Here is a 16,850-nt window from a genome sequence, read left to right on the forward strand (position 1 = left end):
TCAGCCGTCGACCGCTGTCTCGTTCGTCACCGGCACCTCCCAGAGCAGGACGAGCGCGGAGCCGACGACGAGCACCACGCCCGACGCGGCGAGCGCGGCCAGCGGCGTCGTCGCGTCCGAGAGCACGCCGCTGCCGAGCTGGAACGGGACGACGGTCAGGCCGCTCACCATCGCCAGCGCGCTGAGCGTCGTCGCGCGGCCGACGGTGTCGATGCGGTCGTTGACGTACTGTCCGGCGAGCGAGCGGGTCACGTCGGCGAGCCCGCGGGCGAACAGGAACGTCGGGAGCGCGAGGACCGGGAGGACGTACATGCCGACGAGCGCGCCGCCGACGGCGAACGGGAGCACGAGGAACCACGTCCGCAGGCCGACCCGGTCCTCGATGCTCCCGGTGTAGTAGCTCAGCCCCGCGCCGACGAGGCTGTACGCCGCGTAGAACACGCCGAGGAGCGGTTCGACCTGCGCGGGGGCGACGCCGAGGTCGACGACGACCGTCTCGAAGACGGGCTGGAGGTAGACGAACACGAGGTACGTGACGGCGGCGTACAGCACGTAGTAGTAGACGACGAGCGCGCGGATGGAGCGCTTCGCGAGCATCGTCCGGACCAGGCCGAGGCTCTCTCGGATGCCCATCGCGTCGGCCGTGCTCTCCTCGTAGGTCTCGGACTCCTCGACGGTCAGCAGGACGAGCACGCCGACGGCCGTCACGGCGGCGGCGACGAACCACGGGTACGAGAGGTCGACGCCCCCGAGCGCACCGCCAGTGACGGCCGCGCCCGCGCCGACGGCCAGCGAGACGGACTCGCCGCGCCCCCGGACGTGTGCGAACTGGTCCTCGGCGAGGTCGTCGGTGAGCGTGTCGTAGAGCCAGGCGTCCTCGCTGCCCGACCGGAAGTTGTAGCCCATCGACCAGCAGACGTAGAGGGCGGCGAGCGCGAGGAACGAGCCCGCGAGCCCGATGCCGACCAGGGTCACCGCGATGAGGACGGTGCCGACGAGCAGGCTGTTCCGGCGGCCGACCCGGTCGCCGACGTAGCCCGTCGGTACCTCGCCGAAGACGGTCGTCAGGTTGTAGATGGCCTCCAGCGTGGCGATCTGCGTGAAATCGAGCCCCTGCTGGAGGAAGAACAGGTACATGATGGGACGGTAGAACTCGACCGCCTTCGTCGCCTTGTAGAGGTAGTACTTCCCGACGTTGCTGCGCGGGAGCCAGCGCCGCTCTGCCGTTCCCGTCCCAGTCATCCGGGCCGACGTACCGCGGTCACCCACAACTGTGTTGCGGTCCCGTCAGGCGGCCGAGGACCCCGCTTCCGGCCTTTCGCTCTCGTGCGTCGCGCTCCCACAGTCGCGTCGCGGTTAATAGGGGGGCGCCAGTTACGAGTAGTAGGTAGATTACAGATGGTAACCGTAACGCTCCTGTCCGGGCTCGCCGGTGGTCTCGTCGCGACGATACTCATGACCGTGTTCATGCTGACGCTGGGGGACGACTCCCCGCCGCCGACGGCGGCGCTGTGGGCGAAGTTCGTCGGCAGCGCGGGGCCCGAGGCGTACGTGCCACAGGGCATGGTCCTGCACCTGCTGTACGGTGTCGGTGCCGGCGCGGCGTTCGCGCTGGCGCTCCCGCTGGTCGTGGGAGAGGTGTCGCTCGCGACGGCCGTCGCCCTCGCTCTCGCCTACGCCGTCGGGCTCACCATCGTCGGCGCGGTGGTGTGGATGAAGGGCGTCCTCGGGGTGGACCCCGACCGCGCGACGGCGATGCAGTTCGGGTTCTTCCACCTCGTCTACGGGCTGGTGCTCGGTGGCTTCCTCGGCGCGGGCGTGGTCTGAGCGGTCACTCGGGGGTGACGCACTCGCCGGCGGGCGTCGTCGACGACGGCTTCCGTGTCGTCGGTCTGGAGGGCCAGTCGCCGCAGTTCACGCAGGTCGCTGGGTCCGGTTCCGCGTCGGCTATCGCACTGGTACTGATGCAATCAGGGGGCAAGAAGCTCCGCACCGGAGCCGGTGCAACGCCTGCGTGTCACTCCAGCCGCCCCTCCAGCTTCTTCACCCGCGTCGACAGCGCGAGGAACGTCGCGAGCAGCGTCAGCGCGACCGCCCCGGCGGCGGCGACGCGGTGCGGGCCGGGCGTGTGGACCACGGCGCCGTCGACGAGTTCCTCCGCGGGGACGAACGTGTGGTGGGGCGTCCCGACGAGCGGGACGAAGTAGTCGACCACGTCGTTGAAGCCGTACCACAGGAGTGCGACGGCGACCGCGCGCACCGGGAAGTCCGAGATACGGTGCAGGACGAAGCCCTGGAGCACCATCGCGAGGTGGCTCCAGAACAGGAAGTTGTACATCGCCCAGTGGACGTTGAAGTCGGACTTGAACGCCAGCAGGACGAAGGGCGTCCACGCGCCGAGTTTGAGACAGCCGAAGAAGGCGAGCGCCGAGAGGTACTCGTTCGGCCGGCCGAGCAGCCACGCCGCGAAGGCGAGCGCGATGAACAGCGTCGCGACGGGGCTGTCCGGGACGACCGGCCACGCGACCAGCGGCTCGATGGCGAACTGGCTGGACTCGGCGACGAAGCCCGGCGCGAGCGGGTCGAGGCCGTAGTAGTAGAAGCCGAAGGCGGTGCCCAGGACGTTCGTGAGGACGACCAGCCACGCGAACGTGAGCCCGAGGTCCTCGATTCTCTCGGGGACGGGCGCGAGGTACCGCGGCAGGTCCTCGCGTTCGGGCGGGTCGGCGAATGGCCACTGCATCGTTCGCTGTGTCGACCGGTCCGCTGATAGCCGTGACGGTTCCCGTTCGTGTTCCGTGTTGTTGTTCCTGTCTCGGGGAATGGACTCGTTGACTCGGACAGCCGGAAAGCCCCTTTCAGTCCCGCCCATCGCGACCGTACGGCTCCTCAGACCTCCCCAGCCGATTCGCTCGCCTCTGCTGCTCCACGGCTCGCTTCGCTCGCCGTTCCGCGTGGAGACGCTCCCTGACGGTCGCGTCTCCCTCGCGCTCCGGTTCGCTCATCCCTCGCGCGGAATGGCTCGACACGCTCACTGCGCTCACGGGTCGCTTCGCTCCCCGTTCGCAGTCGCGGTTCGCACTCGCTGCGCTCGCTCCGAACCGCGCACCGCTCGCGCCGTCTCGCCAGCCGCGTGCCACGTGGACTGTGGAATCCCGATTCGTTGCAGAAATCTCCAACTCGTTCCGTTCCCGGAAAGACACCGGTTAAGTGGGCCCGAACCTAAACCCGGCACATGACCGAGGAGACTGATTTAGAGGAGCTCAAGCGCGGGACCGAGCTCGTCAAGCGCGGGTTCGCCCGGATGCAGAAGGGCGGCGTCATCATGGACGTCGTGAACGAGGAGCAGGCGAAGATCGCCGAGGAGTGCGGCGCGGTGGCGGTCATGGCGCTGGAGGCGGTCCCGGCGGACATCAGAAAGCGCGGCGGCGTCGCGCGGATGGCCGACCCGGCGGACGTGGCCGACATCGTCGACAGCGTCTCCATCCCGGTGATGGGCAAGTCACGCATCGGTCACCGGAAAGAGGCCGAGATACTGCAGGCCGTCGGCGTGGACATGATCGACGAGTCGGAGGTGCTCACGCCCGCCGACGACGCCTACCACATCGACAAGCGCGAGTTCACCGCGCCCTTCGTCTGCGGTGCCCGGAACCTCGGCGAGGCGCTGCGCCGCATCGACGAAGGCGCGGCGATGATTCGGACGAAGGGCGAGGCCGGGACGGGCGACGTGAACCAGGCCGTCCACCACCAGCGCACCATCAAGGGTGCCATCCGACAGCTGGAGGGCATGAACTGGGAGGAGCGCGAGAAGTGGGCCCGCGAGCACGAGGCACCGAAGGACCTCGTCCACGAGACCGCCGAGATGGGCCGGCTCCCGGTCGTCAACTTCGCCGCGGGCGGCATCGCGACGCCCGCGGACGCGGCGCTGATGATGCACCACGAGTGCGACGGCATCTTCGTCGGCTCGGGCATCTTCGGCGCGGAGAACCCCCGCGAGATGGGCACGGCCATCGTGCAGGCGGTGAACAACTGGGACGACCCGGAGACGCTCGCCGACATCGCCTCCAACCTGGGCAAGAGCATGAAGGGCGACGCCAACGTCGACCTGCCCGAGGAGGAGAAGATGCAGGGCCGCGGCGTCTGAGGTCGGGCCTCACTTCTCGTCGTTCCCGTTCGCCCGGAACCGCGCGAGCAGCCTGCCGAACGGTGGCCCGCTGAGGAGCAGTATCGTGCCGGCCAGCAGGAGGTAGCCGCCGAGCCCGCCCCAGAGCAGCGCGAACACGAGCGGCGGCGCGACGAACGCACCGGCGACGGCGACGAGCACCGCGGCGGTGACGGCGAGCGGTCTGACGTAGCTGCGCTCCCAGACCGCGCGAACCCGGCTCGGCTTCGTCGACAGGAGGAGTTCGAGCACCACGATGCCGCCGGCCGCCGCGAGCAGCGTCGGCGTGTGGACGTCGACCTCGGCGGCGAAGCCGATGCCGACGACGATGGCGAGCGCGACCGCTGCGAGGACTGCATCGTCGGCCAGGCGCTCCCGACTGGACTGTTCCTCGACCGCCCCCTTCTCCGTCATCGGTTCACTCGAAGAACCCGGTCAGGATAAAACCCAGTCCGAGGACCCAGCCGCCCGCGACGACACCGACGAGCGCGTAGTGGTAGACGACCGCGACCGGCGGGAGCGTGGCCGGGTCCGCGGCAGCGACGGCTACCAGCCGCGAGAGCGCCGCCCCGACCGTCGCGGTCTCCAGTGCGATGGCCGCCCCGCTCAGCGCGGCGACGCCGAACGCGACCGCCGCGAGCGCCCCGCCGAGTCCCTGTGCGAGTCGGCCGTACCACTCTGCGGTGCCCGGCTCGTCGGCGAACGGCCGCTGCGGACGGCTGGTTGCCACACTATACCATGACGCGCCTTGGCAATATAAACATCCGGACTCAGCGGAACAGCTCCGCGCCACCACCGACGGCGGTCTGGTACGCCCGCGCGTCGATGTCCGCCTCGTCGAAGCCAGAGAGCATCGCCGCGGCGACACGACGCCGGTCCTCGGGTCGGCGGCAGACCGCGAGGACGCCGGGGCCGGCACCGCTGATTGTCACACCGGTCGCGCCCGCGTCGAGCGCGGCCCGCTTCGCCTCGTCGTAGCCCGTCACGAGCGCTGCGCGGGCGGGCGTTACCACCGACTCCTGCAGCCCGCGTCCGACCAGCTCGGGGTCGTTCCGGTGCATCCCGGTCGTGAGCGTCGCCGCGCTCCCGACCGTCTCGACCATCTCCTCCATCGACACCGTCCCGGGCACGACCTCGCGGGCGTCCCGCGTCGAGACCACGATGTCAGGCAGGCAGACCACCAGCGGGAGTTCGGCGTCGACCGACGTGACGCCGTCCGCTCGCGCGATGGTGAAGCCGCCGACGATGGACGGCGCGACGTTGTCCGCGTGGGCCGCGCCGGAGACGACCGCCTCGCCCTCGGCCGCCGCGCGGACCAGCTCCTCGTCTGAGCAGCCGCGGTCGTAGAGCGCGTTCAGCGCGACCGCCGCACCCGCCGCGCTGGCCGCCGACGAACCGAGGCCCGACGCCGGGCGGACGCCCTTGTCGATCTCGATGCGCGCCGGGGCGTCGAGCTCCCGTGCGACCACGCCGGCGGTGTTCTTCGCCGGGTCCGTCGGGATGTACTGGCTGCCCGCGCCTGTTACCTCGATGGTGGTCTCGGCGGCCTTCTCGACGCGGACCACGTCCGCCGGTGCCGACAGCGCCAGCCCGAAGACGTCGAAGCCGCTGCCGAGGTTGGCGCTCGTGGCCGGTGCGCGGACGGTGAGCATGAACTCCCCTTTCCACAGTGCGGGCAAAAACCTAGCGGACGGGGCCGAGATTGCGTGCGAGCGCATCGCCCGGGCGCACGGTTCGGCGGCTGCGGCAGCCGTCCTCACCGTCCCGAAACCGCCGTTTCTCCCGGCGGTTCACAGTATGTGTGAACGTTCGGGACGCGACGGCCGGCGTACTACGGCCGGGCGAGGCCACGCGTTCGCGGTTCACGGTTCGAGTCGAGCCGCGAGCCGGGAGCATCCTTTTTGCGCCAGCGCGGCGAACGGACTGGACGATGGACCGTCGTCGATTCCTGCGACGAGCCGCCGGCGTCGGGAGCTGCATCGCGCTGGCGGGGTGTGCCGAGTTCGGGGACCCGCCACGATCCGGTGGCGGCCCCGAGGACCTGCTGGTGACCGGCATCGACGCGAGCCCGCACGGCGAGAACGTGAGCCTCGGCCTGGACCTCTACGTGGACCGGACAGTGTCGACGGACCTCGAGGCCGAGGGCGAGGTGACGGTGGACGACCGGACGGCGCGGGCGGAGCGGACGGTCCAGCTCTCCGGTGAGCGGAAGTACGTCTCCGTCCAGTTACTGTTCAGCGACGTGTCGACCGGGAGCCAGCTCCCGGAGTCGGTGTGGGCCCGGGCGCGAGTCGGGTACGGCGGGGAGATGACAGACTGGCACGAGCTCACCATCTGACCTGTTCGTCTCCCAACAACTGTCAGATTCGCGTGAGGTGTCTGACGCAGGTTTATGGTTCCCGGCGCACGGGGTATGTAACATGCCGACGAACCGGGTGGAAGACCTCGAGGCCACCGTGGACGAGCTCGAAGCGACCGTTCGCGGACTGACGGAGGAACTGGTCGAAACGAAAGAACGCGTTCGCATTCTCGAAGCCGAACTCGAGGAGGAGCGAGCGGCCGACGCGGACGCCGAGTCCGTCGACGAGATGCTCGCACCCGAGCCCGGCGACGCGACCGGAGACCGCTCCGAAGCGGAACAGGAGGATGTCGAGCAGGCGGCCGCACGCGCCCGGAACGAAGGCGCTAAGGACCACGACGCAGAAGGCGGGGACGACACCGAGGACTCCGAGCTCGGCGACGACATCATCGTCGCGTAATCCCCCTATCGCGGCCCCCGACGCCTGACCACCATGCACATCAAAGAACTCGTTCTGGACAACTTCAAGAGCTTCGGCCGCAAGACGCGAATCCCGTTCTACGAGGATTTCACCGTGGTCACGGGGCCGAACGGCTCTGGGAAGTCCAACATCATCGACGCGGTGCTGTTCGCGCTGGGACTGGCCCGCACACGGGGTATCCGCGCCGAGAAGCTCACCGACCTCATCTACAACCCCGGCCACGACGACGGCGACCGCTCCGGGGGCCCGCGCGAGGCCATCGTGGAGGTCGTCCTCGACAACGAGGACCGCACGCTCAGTCGCTCGCAGGTCGTCAACGCTGCCGGCAGCGACAACGTCGGTGATGTCGACGAGATTCGGGTGAAGCGTCGGGTGAAGGAGACCGAGGACAACTACTACTCGTACTACTACCTCAACGACCGCTCGGTCAACCTCTCCGACATCCAGGACCTGCTCGCACAGGCCGGCGTCGCCCCCGAGGGCTACAACGTCGTCATGCAGGGCGACGTGACCGAGATAATCAACATGACGCCGCACTCCCGGCGGGAGATCATCGACGAGATAGCCGGGGTCGCGGAGTTCGACGCGAAGAAGGAGGACGCCCTGGAGGAGCTGGAGACCGTCCAGGAGCGCATCAACGAGGCCGAGCTGCGCATCGAGGAGAAGCAGGCCCGCCTCGACCAGCTCGAGGACGAACGCCAGACAGCGATGCGATACCGACGACTCCGCCGCGAGAAGGAGCAGTACGAGGGCTACCTCAAGGCCGCGGAGCTCGAGGACAAGCGCGAGGAGCGCGACTCCGTCGAGGCGAAGATAGAGCACACGGAAGCGGAGCTCGAGGAGCTCCAGCGCGACCTCGACCAGAAGCAGGGGACCGTCGTCCGCCTCCAGGAGGACCTGGAGGACCTGAACGCCGAGATAGAGCGCAAGGGCGAGGACGAACAGCTCGCCATCAAGCGCGAGATAGAGGGCATCAAAGGCGACATCTCCCGGCTGGAGGACAAGGTCGAGGCGAGCGAGGAGAGCATCGAGGCCGCCGAGACGAAACGCCGGGAGTCGTTCGTGAAGATCGACCGCAAGCAGGAGGAGGTCGACGACGTCGAGGGCGACATCCGCGAGACGAAGGTCGCCAAATCCTCGCTGAAGGCCGACGTGGCCTCGAAACGGGAGGAGCTCGCGGACGTCCAGGCCGAGATCGACGCCATCGACACCGAGTACGACGAGCTGAAGAACGACCTCCAGGAGAAGAAGGCCGAGCTCGAGGCCGAGCGCGACGCGGTCAACGAGCTCCAGCGCGAGAAGGACCGCCTCGTCGACGAACGCCGCCGCCGCTCGAACGAGGCCAGCGAGATCGACGACGACATCGAGGCACAGCGCGCGGAGATTCCGGACCTCGAGGCCGAGCAGTCCGACCTCGAGGACGAACTGGAGAAGGCCGAGCAGAACGTCGACTCCATCGCGTCGGTCGTCGAGGACCTCAAGGCCGAGAAGGAGTCGTATCAGGACGACCTCGCGACGGTCGAGGACGACCTCCAGGCGGAGCAGCAGAAGTACGCCGAGCTGGAGGCGAAGGCCGGTGAGTCCGGCGACTCCTCGTTCGGCCGGTCGGTGACGACGGTGCTCAACTCGGGCATCGAGGGCGTCCGCGGCGCGGTCGCCCAGCTGGGCAGCGTCACCCCCGACTACGCGACGGCGTGTGAGACCGCCGCCGGCGGCCGGATGGCCAACGTCGTCGTGCGCGACGACGTGGTCGGTCAGCAGTGCATCGAGCATCTCAAGTCCCGGAACGCGGGCCGGGCGACGATGCTCCCGATGAACAAGATGCGGGAGCGGTCGCTCCCGAGCGCGCCGGACGTGCCGGGCGTCGTCGACTTCGCCTACAACCTCATCGACTTCGACGACGAGTATGCGGGCATCTTCAGCCACGTCGTCGGCGACACGCTCGTCGTCGAGGACCTCGACACCGCCCGGGACATGCAGGGCGACTACCGGCTGGTCACGCTCGACGGCGACCTCGTCGAGAAGTCGGGCGCGATGACCGGCGGCTCGTCGTCCGGCTCGCGTTACTCCTTCGACTCCTCCGGCGAGGGGCAGCTCAAGCGCGTCGCCGAGCGCATCTCCGAGCTCGAGGACGAGCGGCAGTCGCTCCGCGACGACATCCAGGCGGTCGAGTCGCGACTGGACGACGCCCGCGACCGCAAGTCCGACGCGGTCGACGAGGTGCGCGGCATCGAGAGCGACATCGAGAGCACCGAGCGCAAGATAGCCGAGCGAGAGAAGCGCATCGCCGACCTCCAGGACCGCCGTGCGGAGATCGAAGACGAGCGCGAGTCCGTCGACGAGGAGATGCAGGAGATCGAGGCGGACATCGACGCGACGCAGGGCGAGATCACCGAGCTCGAGAGCGAGGTCGCGGAGATCGAGGCCGAGCTCGAGGACTCGCGCATCCCCGAGCTCACCCGGCAGAAGGAGGCCATCCAGGAGGAGATCGACGACATCGAGGACCGGCTGGACGAGCTCGACGCCGAGCTCAACGAGCTCCAGCTGGAGAAGCAGTACGCCGAGGAGGCCATCGAGGACCTCCACGACGACATCGAGGCCGCCCAGAACGAGAAGGCGAAACACGAGGAGCGCATCGAGGAGCTGGAGGCACAGGTCGCCGAGAAGGAGGAGACGCTCGAATCGAAGCGCCGCGAGGTGCTCGAACTGGAGAACGAGCTCTCCGAGCTGAAGGACGAGCGCGAGGAGCTCCGCGAGGAGCTCCAGTCGGCAAAGAGCGAGCGCGACTCGGTGCAGGGGCAGGTCGACGCCGTGCAGTCGAAGCTCGACTCCTACACGGAGACGCGCGACCAGCTCGACTGGGAGATCGAGTCGCTGGCCGAGGAGGTCGGCGAGTACGACCCCGAAGACGTGCCCGAGCACGATGTGGTCGTCGAGATGGTCGACTGCCTCCAGGGCGACATGGAGGCGATGGAGCCGGTGAACATGCTCGCCATCGACGAGTACGACGACGTCCGTGCCGACCTCGACGAGCTCGAGGACGGGCGGGACACGCTCGTCGAGGAGGGCGATGCAATCCGCGAGCGCATCGACTCCTACGAGGCACAGAAGAGGGAGACGTTCATGGACGCCTTCGACGACATCGACGAGCAGTTCCAGGACATCTTCACGCGCCTCTCGAACGGGAGCGGTCGCCTCCACCTGGAGGACGAGGAGGACCCGTTCGACGGCGGCCTGACGATGAAGGCCCAGCCCGCGGACAAGCCCATCCAGCGCCTCGACGCGATGTCCGGCGGGGAGAAGTCCCTGACCGCGCTCGCGTTCATCTTCGCCATCCAGCGCCACAACCCCGCACCGTTCTACGCGCTGGACGAGATCGACGCGTTCCTCGACGCGGTCAACGCAGAGCGCGTCGGCCAGATGGTCGACGAGCTCGCCGGGCAGGCGCAGTTCGTCGTCGTCAGCCACCGGACCGCGATGCTCGACCGCTCCGAGCGCGCCATCGGCGTGACGATGCAGGAGGACAACGTCTCTGCGGTGACCGGTATCGACCTGTCCGACGGCGATGCCGGCGACGTGGAGGTGTCCGCCGATGACTGACGGGGACTCCGCGACGGAGTCGAGCGACGGCTCAGGGGACCGCGCCTCGGACGAGCAGCGGGGTGAGCCCGCGAACGGGAACGACGGTTCCCCGACGCGGAACGGCGACTCGGCCGAGCAGGACGGCGATTCGCCGAAGGGGAACGGCGACTCCGTCGAGGACATGCTCACCATCGCGGGACACGAGGACCGGACACCGCCGGGCGAGGAGCCCGATTTCCTCGACGACGGTGGCGACGGCGGCGGGAACCCGGCCGACCCCGACGAGTTCTACGGCGACGGGGACGTCGAGGACGTGCTGCCGGACGAGGACGACGAGGAGGCAAGCGACGACGACGCTGCCGCTGACGACGAGCTCGACGCTGTCCTGCCGGACGAGGAGGTCATCGACGACGCCGCCGACGACGAGGTCGAGCCCGTCGAACTGCTCGTCCAGCTCGCGAAGAAGGGCGAGATAGACCCGTGGGACATCGACATCATGCGGGTGACGGACCGATTCCTCGACGCGCTGGAGTCCGTGGACCTGCGCACGTCGGGGCGGGCGCTGTTCTACGCGAGCGTGCTCCTGCGGATGAAGGGCGACGAGCTCATCCACGGGAGCGACGAGCAGGAGGAGGAGGAGCCCGCGCCGTGGGAGCAGCCGTTCGGCGACGCCCCTCAGTCGCCGCCGGACCCGGAGTTCGACCCCATCGAGGGGCTGGAGGCCGAGATGGAGCGCCGGCTCGAACGGAAGCACGCCCGCGGGACGCCGGAGACGCTGGACGAGCTGGTACGGGACCTGCGCGAGGCCGAACGCGGCTCCTGGTGGAAGGAGGGCCGCGAGTACGATACGAGCGACTCGCCGAAGGGGTTCCGGCGCGGCACGCAGACGCTCGACTACCACGCGGGCGACGACCGCCGCGTCGACGACGAGCCGACCGAGGACGACGTCACCGGGACGACCCACGAGGAGGAGATCGAGGAGGTCATCGACGACGTGCGCACGGCGCTTCGCGAGCACTACGACGCGGGCCGGGCGGAGGTGCTGTTCGCCGAGATACAGGACAGCGGTGGCTCGCGCGTGCTGACGTTCCTCGCGCTCCTCTTTCTCGCGCATCGCGGCCAGGTCACGCTCCAGCAGGACGAGCTGTTCGGCGACCTCTGGGTGCAGGACTCGACCGCCGCCTCCGTCTCCGACGAGGCGGTCGCCGACTGACCACCGCCACGGCCGCGCGTGTTGTTTTCAGAGTGCTGGAGCGGTCTGCCGACCCGAAGATAGATATGTTCAAATATCCTTTATTTCGGGCATGGGGGTAATCGCGGAGTTCTCGGTCGACACGGACACGTTCGGTCCGGCGTCGATCTGCTGGGGGGAGAGTGACGTCCAACTACAGTTCGAACAGGTCGTACCAACGTCGGGGGACGTGGTACCGTACGTCTGGGTCAGCGGCGACACCGACAGCTTCGAGCGCGGTATGGACGAGGCGACGACGGAGGTCGGTTACAGCACGATCGACAGACAGGGCGGTCGCGTCCTGTACCGGCTCCGGTGGCACACCGACCCGACTGGACTGCTGTCCATCTTCGTGGACACGAACGCGGCCGTACTGGAGGCACGGGCGACCGAGAGCTGGTTCTTCCGTGTCCGGTTTCCGGACGAGCCGAGCGTCACGCAGTTTCACGAACGCACCAGGGAACACGGCTACGAGCTCGACCTGCACCGACTGGGACGGTCCGACGACCAGCCCGACTCCGGCGAGACCTACGACCTCACCCCGGAGCAACGGGAGGCGATGCTGTTCGCCCTCGAAACCGGCTACTTCGACATCCCGCGACAGTCCACGCTGGAGGATATCGCGGACGAGTTCGACATCTCGAACCAGGCGGCCTCCGAGCGGCTCCGACGTGCGACCGCGACCGTCCTGGAGGCCTCCCTCACGGACGGCCTCGACAAACCGGCAAACAGGGGTGGTTGAGCCCGGTGTCGCCCGGCGCTATAAACCGGTTGAGATAACAAGCATCGGTATGATGTGGCCATAAGATATATGTGTAACCGACCGTCGTCCCGGTACCACAGAGGGGGAAAGGGGGCGGCGGTCTGGCACGCGAGATTGCCGATGTCAGGCGATCCCCGGCGCCAGAACGCTCGTCGGGCTGGCTGGCCCACACCGCATTCACCGTCAGTCGAAGCCCATCACATCCGTCAGGCGTCACCGCGATTCGCTTTCGCCAGCCCACCGCGGGCGTTTTCTATTCGATGAGAGGGATTCTTGGTCCCGGACGACGAGGTAGGGATAGATGGGACTGCTGAGTGGGTCCGACGACACGGACCGCGCGGAGGAGCTGTGCGAACTGGCGCGCGAGGAGCCGGCCGGCGCGGTCGCACACGCGGAGGAGCTATGCGACCTGCTGGGGGCGGGGGACGCGACGACACGGACCAGCGCCGCGGACGCGCTGTACCACATCGCCGGGACCGAGCCGACGGCGCTGGCGGACTGTCTCGACGCGCTCATCACGCAGCTCAGCGACGACGACGCGAGCGCCCGCCGCCGCGCTGCCGACGCGCTCGCAGCGACGGCGGACGGCGCGCCACGGACGTACAGCGCCTGGGTCGAGTCGCTTGCGCCGTTCCTCTCGACGACCGACCCGTACGTCCGGGCGGCCGTCGCCGCGGTGTTCGCCCGACTCGCCGCCGCTGGACCGAGCACCGTCCTCGACGCCGCCGAGGGCCTGCGGGACGCGACGACGGACGAGGAGGAGTGGGACGTCAGGACGTTCGCGACCGGCGCGCTGGCGGACGTGGCGACGCGCTACCCCGAGGAGGTGCTCCCCGTCGTCGACGACGCGGTGGCGAACGCCCGCGAGCCGGTGCCGGCACTCCAGACCGCCGCAATCGACCTCCTCGCCGCCGTCGCGGTGAACGACCCCGCGACGGTTCCCGAGGTCGACGACCTGTTCGCGGAGCTCGTCCTCGACGCGCCGACCAGTCAGCGACGGGCGGCGGCGTACGCCATCGGTCGCGTGGGTGTCGACCACCCCGACCGGATACCCGAGGCGCTCACGGCGCTCACGACGGCCATCGGCGACGACGACGACCGGGTGAGCCGTGCGGCCGCGACGGCGTTCGTCACCGTCGCCGCCGAGTACCCGGGGTCGGTGACCATCAGCGAGGGCCTCCGACAGCGGCTCTGGTGGCTCGCGGACGACATCGACGCCCCCGTCGAGCAGTTGCTCGAGGGGGACGAGTGACCCTCAGAGACGCTCGCCACCACGGCTGAGTCTGTCCGCGACGTAGGAGCGCCGCCGCCGGACAGCGCGGTCGGTCTCGGCGACACCTCGGACCGTCTCGACGGCCACCTGCTCGTGGAACCGGCCGGCGAGCGCGCACACCTCGAACGGGTTCGCCGAGGTGCAGGTGTACGGGACGACGACCTGCTCCTCGTTCGTCTCGCGCAGCTCCCGCGACTTCGACAGCGACAGCTCCATGACGCCGAGGTCGAGGGACCGTGCCTGCCGGCCGCGCGAGGGGAAGAAGCGTTCGTCGTCGGTCTCGACGACGTACCCCTCGCCACACAGCGGGCAGATGGAGCCGACCGCGGCGTCGATGCCGTCGAGGAACCCGCGAGCCGTCTCCTCGTCGCCGTCGAGCTGTGTCGCGACCTGCTCGACGAGCTCGTCGTCTGCGTCCATGGCGGTGACGGACGGCGTCGGGCGGCAAAAATCGGTCGGTGGGCGGGCGCTCAGTCGAGGTACTGCCCGGCGAGCAGGTCGACGCGCTCGCGGGTGTCGTCGGGGATGGCCTCGCTCGGCGTGTTGATGGTGCCCTCGAGCGCGGACCAGGCGTCGCTCTCGAACTCCTCGGGCATCGACCGGACGGCCTCCTCGACGACCGCGTTGATGGACTCCTGGTTCGCGGCGGCGTTCTCGAGCACCTCGTCGAGCGTGACCTCGCTGTCGCGCTTCCAGACGTCGTAGTCGGTGACGCCGGTGACCGTCGCGTAGCTCAGCTCGGCCTCGCGGGCGAGCTTCGCCTCGGGGATGGCGGTCATGCCGACGACGTCCCAGCCCTGCTCGCGGTAGAACTCGCTCTCGGACCGGGTGGAGTACTGCGGGCCCTCGATGCAGACGTAGGTGCCGCCCTCCTCGACGTCGGCGTCGGTGTCGGCGCGCTCGGCCGCGTCGGCGAGGTGCTCCACCATCGGCGGGTCGTACGGGTCGGCGAAGCCCATGTGGACGACCATGCCGTCGCCGAAGAAGGTGTGCTCGCGCTGGCTCGTCCGGTCGAATATCTGCGTCGGCACGAGCAGCGTCTGCGGCGGGAGGTCCTCGCGCAGGCTGCCGACGGCGTTCGTCGCGATGACGCGGTCGACGCCGACGGACTTCAGCGCGTAGATGTTCGCCTTGTACGGCGCGTTCGTCGGGGTGTGCTGGTGGTCGGGGCCGTGCCGGGGGAGGAACGCGACCTCCTTGCCGGCGAGTTCGCCGAGCGTGATGTCGTCCGAGGGCTCGCCGAAGGGCGTGTCCACGCTGCGCTTCTCCACGTTCTCGAGGGGCAGGGCCTCGTAGATGCCGCTGCCGCCGATGACGCCGATAGTCATGCTTGCACGAACTCGGGGCGCGCCTAAAACGGCTACGAGTCGTCGTCGGTTCCCGGCGTCTGACCGTCGTCGGTGAACAGTCCGACGGCGGTCTCCAGCCCCTCGCGGTACGCCACGACGTATCCGAGCAGTCCCGCGCCGACGGCGTTCAGGACGGGGCCGACGAGGTACGTCGGCTGCCCGTGCACCCCCGGGAACGGCGGCGCGAGCACGCCCTGCGCGACGAAGAAGACGCAGGGGACGACCACCGCGAAGACGACGGCGGCGAACTCGTCACGGTTCGGGTGTGTCGCGCCGAAGGCGAACGCAAGCCCGAGGCCGACCCAGAGCGGGAGCGCGACAGGGTCGGGCACCATCGTCTGCCGGTCGAGCAGCCAGCGCAGCGGGTGGGTCACGAGCCACGCGGGCAGCAGCATCGGAATCGACATCCCGAACCGCTCGGCGAGCGAGGGGTCGTCGTCGAAGGTCGTCACCTCGCCTCGCCGGGACGACTCAGGCATCCTCGACCTCCAGCACGGCGAGTGCGTGCTCCTGAAGTGCGAACAGCCGGTCGTCGGCGTAGGCCAGCGCGCGAGCCTCGCCGCCGTCGAGTTCGTGGGTCGACAGTCGCTCGCCGGTGACAGGCTCGCGCACCTCGACACCGGTGCTGCGGTGGACGTAGAGGTAGTCGTCGGTGCGGACCACGCCGCCGAGGTCGTCGGGCCCGTCGCTCCGCCAGCGACGCTCACCGGACTGGACGTCGAAGGCGTTCAGGTCACCCTCGAACGACGCACAGACGGCGATTCCGTCCCCGACGGCGACCTCGTAGAAGGTCCCCGCACTCCCTCGTTTCCAGCGTAGCGACCCGTCCTCGGTCGAGAACGCCCGGAGGCTCCCGCTGTCGTTGCTGCCGGCGACCGAGAGGAGCGTGTCGCCGTCGACCGCGCTCCGCCGGTGCAGGTACTCGTCCTCGTCCGTTCGCCAGCGCCGAGAGCCGTCGCTCGCGTCGAAGGCGCTGAGTCGAGTGTTCCGGAGGCTCCCTTCGCTGCAGTAGAGCGTCCCGTCGGCGTACGCCGAGGGGTACGGGTAGACGGATTCGCCGTCGACCTGCTCGGTGAACCAGTGCCGGAGCCCGCTCGACAGGTCGCGTGCCTCCAGCCCCCGCTCGCCGAGGCCGAACAGCGTCGACCCGACGGGGAGGTAGCTGGCGTCGAACAGGCCGACGACCGACCGTCGTCCGTACGCCGGCAGTCGCCAGCGTCCGTCCCCGCCCAGCCCGAGGACGTGGAAGTCGTTCCCGGTGGGATAGCAGAGATGACCGCCGGCCGCCGCGATTCCACCCTCGACCTCGGTCGACGTCCGGTAGCGCCACCGCCGGTCGCCGTCCGCGACCGAGTAGGCGGTGAGTCCGCCGTCCTCGACGGGCCAGACGACTGTTCCGTCGGCGACCACCAGGCTGTACCCCGCCTCGCTGTCGAACTCGGCGGTCCAGTGCTCGGTGAGGGCGGTGCCGCCGGGGACCGGCACGTGGCTCCGTCGCGTCGGCGTCCGGCCGGGCAGCAGCCACTCGTCGGTCGAGACGGAGGGGTCGGCGTCGAACGGCTCGCGGAACAGCGAGGGCCTGAGCAGCTGGCCGCCGGCCAGCGCGCCGACGCCGGCGGCGAGCAGGCCGCGACGGGAGGGTCGGGACGGGGACATCGTTGGTCGGCACCGATGGTGTCCGGAATCAAATGTCTTGTCCGTCCGCCGCGA

At 69.3% G+C, this 16,850-nt stretch carries 17 protein-coding genes; 8 read left to right on the forward strand and 9 right to left on the reverse strand.

The features are described 5' to 3' along the window. The gene (locus tag BLT27_RS09405) at positions 1-1,242 is read right to left on the reverse strand and encodes an MFS transporter (RefSeq protein WP_217639119.1); all 1,242 of its coding nucleotides are present in this window, start codon (positions 1,240-1,242) and stop codon (positions 1-3) included. Between the two features lie 156 nt (positions 1,243-1,398). On the opposite strand from BLT27_RS09405, the gene BLT27_RS09410 reads away from it, so the two are divergent. Continuing rightward, entirely contained in the window at positions 1,399-1,827 is a 429-nt protein-coding gene (locus BLT27_RS09410; RefSeq protein ID WP_175526426.1) for a hypothetical protein, read from the forward strand. A gap of 190 nt (positions 1,828-2,017) precedes the next feature. Here the strand turns inward: BLT27_RS09410 and BLT27_RS09415 are convergent, their stop codons facing one another. Continuing rightward, the gene (locus BLT27_RS09415; RefSeq protein ID WP_089733200.1) at positions 2,018-2,743 is read right to left on the reverse strand and encodes a DUF1405 domain-containing protein; all 726 of its coding nucleotides are present in this window, start codon (positions 2,741-2,743) and stop codon (positions 2,018-2,020) included. A 492-nt stretch (positions 2,744-3,235) separates the two neighbouring features. On the opposite strand from BLT27_RS09415, the gene pdxS reads away from it, so the two are divergent. Continuing rightward, positions 3,236-4,144, forward strand: a complete 909-nt coding sequence (gene pdxS / locus BLT27_RS09420; protein WP_089733201.1) for a pyridoxal 5'-phosphate synthase lyase subunit PdxS — start codon at positions 3,236-3,238, stop codon at positions 4,142-4,144. A gap of 9 nt (positions 4,145-4,153) precedes the next feature. On the opposite strand, the gene BLT27_RS09425 is transcribed toward pdxS, so the two are convergent. Genes BLT27_RS09425 through BLT27_RS09435 form a run of 3 tightly spaced genes read right to left on the reverse strand, consistent with a single transcriptional unit; the run spans position 4,154 to position 5,814 of the window. Beyond that, complete coding sequence (locus BLT27_RS09425; protein WP_089733203.1) at positions 4,154-4,576, reverse strand: hypothetical protein; 423 nt, start codon at positions 4,574-4,576, stop codon at positions 4,154-4,156. A 4-nt stretch (positions 4,577-4,580) separates the two neighbouring features. Further along, positions 4,581-4,892 carry a hypothetical protein gene (locus BLT27_RS09430; protein WP_089733204.1) on the reverse strand — a complete coding sequence of 104 codons (312 nt, stop codon included), beginning with the start codon at positions 4,890-4,892 and terminating at the stop codon, positions 4,581-4,583. Positions 4,893-4,932: 40 nt separating this feature from the next. Further along, entirely contained in the window at positions 4,933-5,814 is an 882-nt protein-coding gene (locus tag BLT27_RS09435) for a homoserine kinase (RefSeq protein ID WP_089733206.1), read from the reverse strand. A 278-nt stretch (positions 5,815-6,092) separates the two neighbouring features. Between BLT27_RS09435 and BLT27_RS09440 the strand changes: the two genes are divergently transcribed. The 6 genes from BLT27_RS09440 (at position 6,093) to BLT27_RS09465 (ending at position 13,770) form a co-directional block, all read left to right on the forward strand. Next, positions 6,093-6,500: a hypothetical protein gene (locus BLT27_RS09440; RefSeq protein WP_089733207.1), complete on the forward strand. Its 408-nt coding sequence runs from the start codon at positions 6,093-6,095 to the stop codon at positions 6,498-6,500. A gap of 82 nt (positions 6,501-6,582) precedes the next feature. Then, positions 6,583-6,921, forward strand: a complete 339-nt coding sequence (locus BLT27_RS09445) for a DUF7518 family protein (RefSeq protein ID WP_089733209.1) — start codon at positions 6,583-6,585, stop codon at positions 6,919-6,921. A gap of 33 nt (positions 6,922-6,954) precedes the next feature. Further along, entirely contained in the window at positions 6,955-10,542 is a 3,588-nt protein-coding gene (gene smc / locus BLT27_RS09450; protein ID WP_089733211.1) for a chromosome segregation protein SMC, read from the forward strand. Continuing rightward, on the forward strand, positions 10,535-11,737 hold the full coding sequence (locus BLT27_RS09455; protein ID WP_089733213.1) for a segregation/condensation protein A: 1,203 nt from the start codon (positions 10,535-10,537) through the stop codon (positions 11,735-11,737). The genes smc and BLT27_RS09455 overlap by 8 nt, the downstream gene beginning before the upstream one ends. A 91-nt stretch (positions 11,738-11,828) precedes the next feature. Continuing rightward, entirely contained in the window at positions 11,829-12,497 is a 669-nt protein-coding gene (locus BLT27_RS09460) for a helix-turn-helix domain-containing protein (RefSeq protein WP_089733214.1), read from the forward strand. A gap of 322 nt (positions 12,498-12,819) precedes the next feature. Next, a complete protein-coding gene (locus BLT27_RS09465) occupies positions 12,820-13,770 on the forward strand; it encodes a HEAT repeat domain-containing protein (protein WP_089733216.1) in 951 nt (316 codons plus the stop codon). Positions 13,771-13,773: 3 nt separating this feature from the next. On the opposite strand, the gene BLT27_RS09470 is transcribed toward BLT27_RS09465, so the two are convergent. Genes BLT27_RS09470 through BLT27_RS09485 form a run of 4 tightly spaced genes read right to left on the reverse strand, consistent with a single transcriptional unit; the run spans position 13,774 to position 16,796 of the window. After that, a complete protein-coding gene (locus BLT27_RS09470) occupies positions 13,774-14,211 on the reverse strand; it encodes a hypothetical protein (protein WP_089733217.1) in 438 nt (145 codons plus the stop codon). Between the two features lie 50 nt (positions 14,212-14,261). Next, positions 14,262-15,119, reverse strand: a complete 858-nt coding sequence (mtnP, locus tag BLT27_RS09475) for an S-methyl-5'-thioadenosine phosphorylase (RefSeq protein WP_089733219.1) — start codon at positions 15,117-15,119, stop codon at positions 14,262-14,264. Positions 15,120-15,151: 32 nt separating this feature from the next. Continuing rightward, complete coding sequence (locus BLT27_RS09480) at positions 15,152-15,619, reverse strand: hypothetical protein (protein WP_089733221.1); 468 nt, start codon at positions 15,617-15,619, stop codon at positions 15,152-15,154. Beyond that, positions 15,612-16,796, reverse strand: coding sequence for an outer membrane protein assembly factor BamB family protein (locus BLT27_RS09485; protein ID WP_175526427.1), 1,185 nt, complete (start codon positions 16,794-16,796; stop codon positions 15,612-15,614). The genes BLT27_RS09480 and BLT27_RS09485 overlap by 8 nt, the downstream gene beginning before the upstream one ends. Positions 16,797-16,850 lie beyond the last annotated feature (54 nt).

This window comes from Haloarchaeobius iranensis (genome assembly GCF_900103505.1).
GTDB lineage: Archaea > Halobacteriota > Halobacteria > Halobacteriales > Natrialbaceae > Haloarchaeobius > Haloarchaeobius iranensis.